Origin of the sequence: Pseudomonas sp. NBRC 111139 (assembly GCF_001753955.1) — a bacterium.
Lineage (GTDB): Bacteria > Pseudomonadota > Gammaproteobacteria > Pseudomonadales > Pseudomonadaceae > Aquipseudomonas > Aquipseudomonas alloputida.
In genome coordinates this window covers 1-10,253 of the sequence record NZ_BCBP01000114.1, presented here as the reverse complement: position 1 = coordinate 10,253, position 10,253 = coordinate 1, and the positions used below count along the sequence as shown (strand labels likewise).

Here is a 10,253-nt window from a genome sequence, read left to right as displayed (position 1 = left end):
TGTAGGAGCGGGTTTACCCGCGAATACGGTCGCGGCGGCAACGGTGAACGGCAGGTGGTAATTGGCCAGCAGGCCCGGCCCTTTCGCGGGTAAACCCGCTCCTACGACGGCCTTTCCCCAACCAGCGATGCGTGTGTAGGAGCGGGTTTACCCGCGAATACGGTCGCGGCGGCAATGGTGAACGGCGGGGGGAGATTGGCCAGCAGGTCCGGCCCTTTCGCGGGTAAACCCGCTCCTACGACGGCCTTTCCCCAACCAGCGATGCGTGTGTAGGAGCGGGTTTACCCGCGAATACGGTCGCGGCCGCAACGGTGAACGGCGGGTGGATATTGGCCAGCAGGGCCGGCCCTTTCGCGGGTAAACCCGCTCCTACGACGGTCCCGCGCCATTCTCAAGGGATATGTTTTCACCGCGAAGAGGCGGCCACAGGCAATAATAAAGCGCCTGCGAGATTCCCTCCCACAGGCGCCCTGCTACATCACGGTCTTGAGTTTCAAGTCACTGGTGGCTGACCCAATACACGGCAGTGACCACCACCAGAACGATCAGGCAGAGGATCGCCCAGGCATCGACGCTGCTGTCAGCTTTGCGGACCTTGGTTGAGTTTCCCATTGCATTGCCTCTTGTAGTGGTTATGGGAATGCACTTCACCACCAGCAGTTAAGACGAGCAATGCCCTTCCCTCAAGCAGGGTCATTCAATATTCGACCGGTGACGCCAGAAACGGGTAACGGTAACCGGGCGGGCGCCCTTCAGCACTGTAACGCCGAAAATCGACGCCGTAGTCGTCCCTTTCCAACAGCTTCAGCCAACGCCTGGCCTTGGCCTGATCGATTTCCTGCAATACCGGAACACGGCGCTCGCGCAGGCCGTCGCGGTTCAACGCCAGCCCGTGGGCGTCATCGTGCAGCATCACCATGGCCCAACCGCCAAGGGTGAAATGCCCACCCATCAGCACGCTCAAGCGCCCATCGATACGTGCGCGCAACGCTTCGGGCGAGCTGTTGACGGCCGCGAACAGCACGTCACGACCCGCCGTGTACCCGGCCTCCTCGAACGCCTGCATGGCACCAAAAGCCATCTGGTCATTGGCCGACCACACCAACCGGGTGGCCGGGTAACGCTCAAGCAACTGCTTCGCTTGCTCGTAGGCGCGCTGGCGGTTCCAGCCGCCGTATACCACTTGCCGCAAGCGCACCTGAGGGAAATCGGCCAGAGCGCGGCGCATGCCCTCAACGCGCAACTGCGAGGCCGGGGTGGTCTTGACCCCGGCAAAAGCCACCAGATCCACCGGCCCTGCGTCGCGAGGCAGCTGCGCGAGCATCAGGTGCAACATCTGGAAGCCTGCCTGCTCGTCGTTGCTCATCAAGGTACCCAGTGGCTCGGCATACTTGCCGGGCTGGGCCTCGATGCTGAGGCGCTGGCTGGCGGTCAGGCCATTATTGACCAGCAGCAGTTTCACCCCGGTGCCACGCGACAACCGCAGGATTTCCGGTGCCACGTACTGCTCATTGACCAGCACCAGGTAATCCGGACGCTGCGGCGCACTCAGGATCGCCCGGGCCTGGGCCAGTGCCAGGTCGGCTCGGCGCTCGCTGTATTGCACCTGCAGGGTCATGCCCAGCTCGTCCGCGGCGGCCTGCATGAAGCGGGTATAGCTGGTCCAGAATGTCTCGGTGGACAGCCCCGGGTTGAGGAACACCACCGAAGCCGGTTGCGCATTTGCCACCAGTGGCAAGGCAAGGCACAAGCTTTGGCACAGGGCCTTGAGCATGGGGTCACATCTCTGCGAAGCAAACGCCGGATTATAAACGCCTGGCGATGCTCAGCGCACAAATGGCAGTCAATCTCACATAGTCCATTTGGTTCTTTTCATATGCAAAAACATCACTTTAGCGCATAACCGCAACCTGCTATCGTTCCCCGGCTCCGTACCGGAGTGCGCGGCCGTGCGCGCGAATAGCTGCATGCCTGAGACAGGACTTTTATGTACGTATACGACGAGTACGATCAGCGGATCATCGAGGACCGCGTCAAGCAGTTCCGTGATCAGACCCGCCGCTACCTGGCCGGTGAGCTGAGCGAAGAAGAATTCCGCCCTCTGCGCCTGCAGAACGGCCTATACATCCAACGTTTCGCGCCGATGCTGCGTGTCGCGGTGCCGTACGGCCAGCTGAACGCCAACCAGGTCCGCACCCTGGCCAAGATCGCTCGCGACTATGACAAGGGCTATGCCCACATTTCCACCCGCCAGAACGTGCAGTTCAACTGGCCGGCGCTGGAAGACATCCCCGACATCCTCGCCGAGCTGGCCACCGTGCAGATGCACGCGATCCAGACCAGCGGCAACTGCCTGCGCAACACCACCACCGACCAGTTCGCCGGTGTGGCCGCAGACGAGATCGTCGACCCGCGCCCGTGGTGTGAAATCGTCCGTCAGTGGACCACCTTCCACCCGGAATTCGCCTACCTGCCACGCAAGTTCAAGATCGCCATCAACGGTTCGCAGGAAGACCGCGCCGCCATCGAAGTGCACGACATTGGCCTGGAGCCCGTGCGCAACGCGGCCGGCGAACTGGGCTTCCGTGTGCTGGTCGGTGGCGGCCTGGGCCGTACCCCGGTGGTGGGCTCGTTCATCAACGAGTTCCTGCCATGGCAGGACCTGATCAGCTACCTCGACGCCATCCTGCGCGTGTACAACCGTTACGGCCGCCGTGACAACAAGTACAAGGCGCGGATCAAGATTCTGGTCAAGGCCCTTACCCCGGAAGTGTTCGCCGAAAAGGTCGAGGCCGAAATGGTCCACCTGCGTGGCGGCACCACCACCCTGACCGAAGCCGAAGTGCAACGCGTATCGCGCCACTTCGTCGACCCCGAGTACCTCGCACTCGACAACGTCGACTATACCGCCCTGGATGCCGAGCACCCAGGGTTCGCCCGCTGGCGCTCGCGCAACACCCGCGCCCACAAGCGCCCGGGCTACGTGGCTGTTACCCTGTCACTCAAGCCTACCGGTGTTGCCCCGGGCGACCTGACCGACAAGCAGCTGGACGCCGTGGCCGACCTGGCCGAACGCTACAGCTTCGGCTTCCTGCGCACCTCGCACGAGCAGAACATCATCCTCGCCGACGTCGAGCAGCGCCAGTTGCACGCGCTGTGGCTTGAACTGCGCGAAGGCGGCTTCGCTACCCCGAACATCGGCCTGCTGACCGACATCATCTGCTGCCCGGGTGGCGACTACTGCTCGCTGGCAAACGCCAAGTCGATCCCGATTGCCGAGTCCATCCAGCGCCGCTTCGACGACCTGGACTACCTGTTCGACATCGGCGAAATCGACCTGAACATCTCCGGCTGCATGAACGCCTGCGGCCACCACCACGTGGGCCACATCGGCATCCTCGGCGTGGACAAGAAGGGTGAGGAGTTCTACCAGGTGTCGCTGGGCGGCAACGCCGCACGCGGCGCAAGCCTGGGCAAGATCCTTGGCCCGTCCTTCGCGCAGGATGACATGGCCGATGTGATCGAGAAGCTGATCGCCGTGTACGTCGAGCAACGTACCGAGGAAGAGCGTTTCATCGACACCTACCAGCGTATCGGCATCGACCCCTTCAAGGAACGCGTCTATGCAGCGAATCATTAAGAACAACCAGATCGTCGACGAAACCTGGCACCTGCTGCCCAAGGAAACCTCGTTTGACGAGCTGACCAACTGCGACGACTACATCGTGCCGCTGCAAATGTGGCGCGACCATGCCCATGTGCTCAAGGCTCGCGATGGCGGCCTGGGTGTATGGCTGGACAGCGACCAGGAAGCGGAGGAAATCGGTGAAGACGTGCACCACTTCCAGGTCATCGCCCTGAACTTCCCGGCATTCACCGACGGCCGCAGCTACTCCAATGCGCGCCTGCTGCGTGACCGCTACAAGTTCAAAGGCGAACTGCGCGCCATCGGCGATGTGCTGCGCGACCAGCTGTTCTTCATGGCCCGCTGCGGCTTCGACGCCTTCGCCATCCGTGCCGACAAGGACCCGGAAGATGCGCTGCAAAGCCTGAAGGACTTCTCGGTGACCTACCAGGCCGCCACCGACGAACCGCTGCCGCTGTTCCGCCGCCGCTGATCGTCCCGCCCCAGCGAACAGCCCGCCTCTCGGCGGGCTGTTTCGTTCATAGGCCGTGGCGTTGAATTGCCTCTCGGCTCAATTCAAGCAAAAGCTGCCGTTTCGCGACCTCACGCGCTGCGCAGATATGCTCGACCTGGGCAAAATAGTCGCCATCGCTCAGCGTTTTCGACTGTTCGAGCAACGCATCCAGGCGCTGCTGAAAAGGCTCGTCCAAGCGGCTGAAGCGCGCCGCCTGCTGCTCGTGCAGGTAGTCCTGCCAGAAGGATCGATCTGCCAGCGCCTGCGCCAAGGCTTGTGGCGTTTCCTGCCGCAGCACCTCGCTGCGCGCGGCGTCCAGGTCTTCGCGGCCAACCCCGCTGAAACTCTCATACGAAAGATGGCTGGGCTGCACGGGAAGGTCGAGGCTATCCGCCAGCCTGACGCGATAGGTCAGGTAAACCTCAACGGGATCGTTCGAAAAGTAATCCGCAATATGCCGCGCGGCAATTGCGTTGACTTTGTCCAGGCGGAACAATGAACGCCCCAGCCTGACCAGCGCCCGCTCCTTCTGCAACCCGGTACCGGCTGCACCGGCCTTGGCGACCAGCGCGCCAACCTCCAGCTCGCTGAGCGTCAGCAGCAACTCGTCGCTGCAACTGCGCGGCCGGGCAACTTGCTCGAACAGGCTCGCGCGTACTTCAGCGTGCTGTTCGCAGGCTTCGAGGATATGCCACACCCGCGCCTGAAGGTCGCGCGGTTGTGCGTCGTATTCACGCAGGGCGCGTAAATCAGAGAAAAAGCGAAACAGATCCTGCGCCCCGGCTTCCTGGCTCAAGCGGTTCCAGCTCGCCAATCGCACCTCGCGCTGGGCTGGCGTGAACCCTGAAAACCAAGGGGCTGCAGCGTTCGGGATCGAAGTGGCATGAGCTGCACGTCGACGCTCAGCAGCCCCGGCCGACGCCCTGGCCAACTGCAAGCGCTGCAGGGTTTCGTCCGAGAGCGGATTGTCGTGCAGCTCCAGGCCCCGCCACAAGCGAAGCGGCACTAGGGACAACGCTTCAGGCAGCGTCTGGATTTGGTTGTCACGCATGTCCAGCAACTCCAGATTACCGTGCCTGGCCAGATCAGCGGGCAGTTCGCCCAGCCCGGTGTTGCGCAAGGACAGCCGGCGCAGCAGGGGGAAAGACGCCAAGGGTGGCAGCAAACCGACCGGGTTGCCGTTAAGCTCCAGGCGGCGCAGTTCCACAAGCTGGCTCAAACGCAGGTTATCCTCGCTGGAAAGCACGATCTGGTTGCCGCCAAGGCGCAGGTTTTTCAATTCGGTCAGTTGCTCGATACCTGCAGGAAGGCGTGTCAGCCGGTTGTTCCGCAAGTCCAGGTTGCGCACCTTGCTGAAGCGACCAAGAAAGCCCGCATCAAGGCTCGTCAGCTGCATATCGCGTAGGGTCAGGTGCGTGATGTGGTCAAAACTCACATTTTCAGGCAAAGCCGGCAGGTCACCCACCCGCTCACCCACGAGGGTCAGGTGGTAGTCACCCGCCACCTCTCCAGGGGTAAAGCGCTGCCAGCTTGCCGTAATGCGCCTGGCAACCTTGATACGACGCAGGCGGCGAACAATGTTCAGCCCTGCGTCATTTCGCCAGCCTTGCAATGCCTGCTTGAGGCTGACCTTGGCCTGTAACAGTTGGCTGACATGGTCCCACGGGTCCACCCCCCGCTGTGCCAGGTCTTGCAGGTAGACCTCCAGCTGCTCACTGCTCATCACCGGGAACACGTGGTTCAACGTGCGCCGCAGTGCCTGTCGGGTGCCTGTCAGCTGGCCACTGAGCGGGTAGCCCAAACGCCCATCGAACAACCGCACAGGAGGGCGAATCCCCTGCCCCACACGGGCCAGCCCAATCATTCGGGCCGCCGCTTCACGGTCAGCGAGCGCCTCACGCCCAAGCCGCTCACCCAGTGCGTCATCCGTCATCTGGCTAATACCAAGCAACTGTCGCTGGCGGCTGTCCAGTTGCCGTCTCAACGTCTGCAGCAACCCACCCCTGCCCGCGGCAGGCAGCTCAACGTTGACCCCAGCCGACCAGGGGGCGATGGCATCGAGCAGGCCCAGCGCGAGCTTGCCGGTATCGTCATTTTCTGCCGCGGCCTGGCGCAACCCTGCGCAGGCACGGTCTATCCGACTGTCGCGTATTGCCCAGCGTGCACGTTCCGCCAAGGCCAAGGGCACCCGGCCTGCGCCCGTCAGGCTCTCCATCTCGACACTGCTGGCCCCCTCGACGATTTCCCGTGCGCAGCGGTGGGAAAGGCCTGGGAAGTCCCGCATCAAGACCCGGTCTGCTGCTTGCGGGCTGATCTGTCGCTCGTTGAAGACCTCCTCGAAAGCCTCACCTCGCAACGCCGGGAAATCACGGTGCAATTGCTGGCGCTCGATGGCATCGAGCAAGCGTGCCGGCGGGGGCGCATTTTCCAGTAACAAACGGCGCAGGCTGTCAGCCTCGAAACCCGTGGCCTGCAACGCCACAGACACCGCCTCATCGGGCACCTGCGCCGTGCGACTGGCAAGGCGGCGCACCATGTAGGCGGCGTCATGCCAGCGCTGCGGTTGTTCGAACTCATGCACCCATCCCCCGGCACCATTGTGCTCAAGTGCCGGTACGTAGGCCTGTGGCCTTGATGGGTGATGAATACGCCATGCGCCATCGTCCCCTTCGCTCACCTCATAGACAGCATCGTGCAGGCGCCTCAGCGAACGGCCAGTTTCATTCACGGCCTGTCCTACCATCAGATCGACGCCCTCACGCTGATAGCCCGACAAGGACGGGTCACACAGCCGCAACTGGCCATCGCCCAGGCTTACCGGCACCAAGGCATCCACCTGCGCCACTCGCTGGGCCAGCTTGCCAAGTGCCGTCGCCCCGGCCGTCGTCACCGCCGTCATCACAACCGTGTCGGCCACGTTGAACAAGTGACCCAATGCGGCGTCGCGATCACCCAACTGCCAATCCTGGTAGCTTTCGTACACCTCACCTGCCAGCTGCACCACCGTAAGCCCCAGCAGGGCCTGCCCCAACACAGGCACAAACAGCGCTGCCAGGCCTGCCACGCTCAACCCCAAATCCAGATAGCCCTGCAAACGTGCGCGACGGTCGGCGACATCCTCATCCTCTGTCGATACCGCCAATACCCGTGCGTCATCCAGCATTTTGTCGATCCGGGCTTGGCGCAGCGCGACAAACACGTCGCCCTCGATCGCAAAACAGCGGCCATCCAGCTCAAGCGGGAGAACGGTATTACCGTGGCTGAGCAGCGCGTTCAGCGCCGCGCAGAAGGCGACGCGATCACGCTCTGCGACGAAGCGCTGGAAGTAGCGCCGATACGCTTCATTACGCAAACGTATGCCAAGGGTCATGTACAGCAGCTCCCAGCTGGTGTGCCAACTCACCGGGGCATACGGGTCCTCAGGGAACCACGCGATAACACCAAGCAGGCGGGCGTTCTGACGCACTTCGATCACCAGTGCGCCAATGACCTCCTTGCCCAACAGCCGCAGGGTGTGACACTTCAATACGGTGTTGTCGGCTGGCAGGAAAGACCCTGTGCCCACCACCTGGTTGATCCACTGACAGGTCTGCTCATCGATTTCACCCTTGATTCTTGCGGCGATTGCAGCAAGCGCCAGGTTGGCGCTCATCGCCTCCTCCAGGGCACTCTCGACGGCCACCCCCTCGCCTTCAAGCTTCGATTGCAAATGGCTTTGATAACGCCTGCCAATATCGATGTCTCTGCAAAGGCGGACAAAAGCTTGCGCACTTAGCGGCAGCAGGTGCCCGCTGGCAGTGACCAACTGCGACCCGGCCGCGAACCAGCCAGGCTGCATTTCCTTTTCGTGGAAGTTATGCAGTGCCGCCGAGAGAAGCGTCTGGGTGCTGACGATGCGTGTTGACGTGCTTGGTAAAGCAGGTGATATCGACGGTTTTGGCTGCAGGGTCACCAGCCTGAGCTGAGCCTGGCGCAAATCTACCTGCTTGATCGAATGGGCCTCGGGTGCACGTTTGAGCAACGACTCGGCGAACTCATCCAAGGGGGTTATAGCCCCTAACCAGGCGTCGACGTGGTCCTGCGCCCGCTGTTGGCGCAAAGCAGCGGCGCGCAGCCCTGTCAGCTCTTGGGCAGATGCGCGCTTGAGCCAGCCTGGCAGCTGACGGGCAATCAGCGCATCGATGGAGTCGGCGGGTATTACTGAAGGGGTCATGGGCAGCCTCAACGCTTGATAAAAAAGCGCTAGCTGAACAAGGTTCCAGTCCCCTCGGGCCCTATTTATGTAGTAAATGCACAGCTTGAAAATGTATTTGTGACTACAGGTCAAAGGACTTTGGCGCCATGGCGGCTTATTCGCTGCCGTTCAAACCTGCACACTGGCCATCACATGATCCTCCCCCTATTCAGGAGCAACCCCATGAGCGTTCCTTCCTTCGGCCTCGGCACCTTCCGCCTCTCCGGCCAAACCGTCATCGACTCGGTCAAGTCTGCCCTGGCAGTCGGCTACCGCGTCATCGATACCGCCCAGATCTACAAGAACGAAGCCGAAGTGGGCCAGGCCATCGCCGAAAGCGGCGTGCCGCGCAGCGAGCTGTTCATCACCACCAAGATCTGGGTCGACAACTACGCCGCCGACAAGCTGATCCCCAGCCTGCGTGACAGCTTGCAGAAGCTGCGCACCGACTACGTCGACCTGCTGCTGATCCACTGGCCAGCGCCGGGCAATGGCGTAGAACTGCCCGAGTACATGAAGGCCCTGGCCGACGCCAAGCAGCAAGGCCTGGCTCGCCAGATCGGCGTTTCCAACTTCAACATCGAACTGACCAGGCAAGCCATTGCCGTGGTCGGCAAAGGGGAAATCGCCACCAACCAGATCGAGCTCAGCCCCTATCTGCAGAACAGCAAGTTGACCGCGTTCCTCAAGGAACAAGGGATCACCGTGACCTCGTACATGACCCTGGCCTACGGCAAAGTGCTGAAAGACCCGGTACTGGCCCAGATCGCCGCCAAGCACAAGGCTACCGTCGCCCAGGTTGCCCTGGGCTGGGCCCTGCAACTGGGCTATGCCGTGATCCCGTCGTCGACCAAGCGTGAAAACCTGGCCAGCAACCTGCTTGCCCGTGGCCTGAAGCTGGACACCGACGATATGGCACGCATCGCCAAGCTGGAGCGCAATGGCCGCGAGGTCAGCCCTGACGGCCTGGCGCCAACCTGGGACTGACACTGATGACTGCTCAAACAATGAGACCCGGCCGCGTGCTCTTCGCGTTGGCCATTGGCGCCTTTGGCATCGGCACTACCGAGTTCACCCCAATGGGGCTACTGCCAGTCATCGCCCAGGGCGTGGAGGTGAGCATCCCCAGCGCCGGCATGCTGATCACCGCCTATGCCATTGGCGTGATGGTCGGCGCGCCGATCATGACCCTGCTGTTCAGCCGCTTTGGGAAGCGCGCTGCGCTGATGGCGCTGATGGCCATCTTCACCCTTGGCAACCTGCTGTCGTCACTGTCGCCGGACTACTACACCCTGCTCGCCTCGCGACTGGTCACCAGCCTCAACCATGGTGCGTTCTTCGGCCTGGGAGCCGTGGTGGCAGCCAGCGTGGTGCCCAAGGAGAAACAGGCCAGCGCCGTGGCCACCATGTTCATGGGCCTGACCATCGCCAACATCGGCGGCGTGCCGGCCGCCACCTGGATCGGCCAGCAGATTGGCTGGCGCATGGCATTTGCCGGTACCGCCGTACTCGGCCTGCTGGCCATGGCCGCGCTGTGGTACGCCCTGCCCAAGGGTGAACGCGGCAGCGTGCCGCACGTGCGCAAGGAACTGGCGGTCATTGCCCGCCCCAGCGTGCTGCTGGCAATGGCCACCACCGTGCTCGGTGCCGGTGCCATGTTCACCTTGTACACCTATGTGGCGCCGGTGCTGGCCGAACTGACCGGTGCCTCGGACGGCTTCGTAACCTTGGGACTGGTACTGATCGGGGTTGGTTTCACCCTTGGCAACAGCCTGGGTGGCCGCCTGGCCGACTGGTCGCTGGATGGCGCGGCGAAGATCTTCCTCGCCGTGCTGACGCTGATCATGCTGTCGATGCCCCTGGTACTGGGTAGCCACATC

6 protein-coding genes are annotated in these 10,253 nt (G+C 62.5%); 4 read left to right on the top strand and 2 right to left on the bottom strand.

Annotated elements, in window-relative coordinates:
- Positions 1–697: 697 nt before the first annotated feature.
- Positions 698–1,774 (bottom strand): ABC transporter substrate-binding protein, encoded by a 1,077-nt coding sequence (locus BJQ17_RS28720; protein ID WP_004575747.1) that lies wholly within the window; start codon positions 1,772–1,774, stop codon positions 698–700.
- A 213-nt stretch (positions 1,775–1,987) separates the two neighbouring features.
- On the opposite strand from BJQ17_RS28720, the gene BJQ17_RS28715 reads away from it, so the two are divergent.
- On the top strand, positions 1,988–3,640 hold the full coding sequence (locus tag BJQ17_RS28715) for a nitrite/sulfite reductase (RefSeq protein WP_003250394.1): 1,653 nt from the start codon (positions 1,988–1,990) through the stop codon (positions 3,638–3,640).
- Positions 3,624–4,118 (top strand): DUF934 domain-containing protein, encoded by a 495-nt coding sequence (locus BJQ17_RS28710; RefSeq protein ID WP_003250391.1) that lies wholly within the window; start codon positions 3,624–3,626, stop codon positions 4,116–4,118. The genes BJQ17_RS28715 and BJQ17_RS28710 overlap by 17 nt, the downstream gene beginning before the upstream one ends.
- Before the next feature lie 46 nt (positions 4,119–4,164).
- On the opposite strand, the gene BJQ17_RS28705 is transcribed toward BJQ17_RS28710, so the two are convergent.
- Positions 4,165–8,352 (bottom strand): NEL-type E3 ubiquitin ligase domain-containing protein, encoded by a 4,188-nt coding sequence (locus BJQ17_RS28705; RefSeq protein WP_070096960.1) that lies wholly within the window; start codon positions 8,350–8,352, stop codon positions 4,165–4,167.
- Positions 8,353–8,556: 204 nt separating this feature from the next.
- Between BJQ17_RS28705 and dkgB the strand changes: the two genes are divergently transcribed.
- Together dkgB and BJQ17_RS28695 are read left to right on the top strand one after the other, a co-directional pair.
- The gene (gene dkgB, locus BJQ17_RS28700; RefSeq protein WP_070096959.1) at positions 8,557–9,360 is read left to right on the top strand and encodes a 2,5-didehydrogluconate reductase DkgB; all 804 of its coding nucleotides are present in this window, start codon (positions 8,557–8,559) and stop codon (positions 9,358–9,360) included.
- A 5-nt stretch (positions 9,361–9,365) separates the two neighbouring features.
- On the top strand, positions 9,366–10,253 hold an 888-nt coding region (locus tag BJQ17_RS28695), incomplete at its 3' end, for an MFS transporter (RefSeq protein WP_175442768.1).

Bases quoted from the DNA above. Each gene is read 5' to 3' on its own strand.
- BJQ17_RS28720 (WP_004575747.1), bottom strand. From the start codon at position 1,774: ATGCTCAAGGCCCTGTGCCAAAGCTTGTGCCTTGCCTTGCCACTGGTG.
- BJQ17_RS28715 (WP_003250394.1), top strand. From the start codon at position 1,988: ATGTACGTATACGACGAGTACGATCAGCGGATCATCGAGGACCGCGTC.
- BJQ17_RS28710 (WP_003250391.1), top strand. From the start codon at position 3,624: ATGCAGCGAATCATTAAGAACAACCAGATCGTCGACGAAACCTGGCAC.
- BJQ17_RS28705 (WP_070096960.1), bottom strand. From the start codon at position 8,352: ATGACCCCTTCAGTAATACCCGCCGACTCCATCGATGCGCTGATTGCC.
- dkgB (WP_070096959.1), top strand. From the start codon at position 8,557: ATGAGCGTTCCTTCCTTCGGCCTCGGCACCTTCCGCCTCTCCGGCCAA.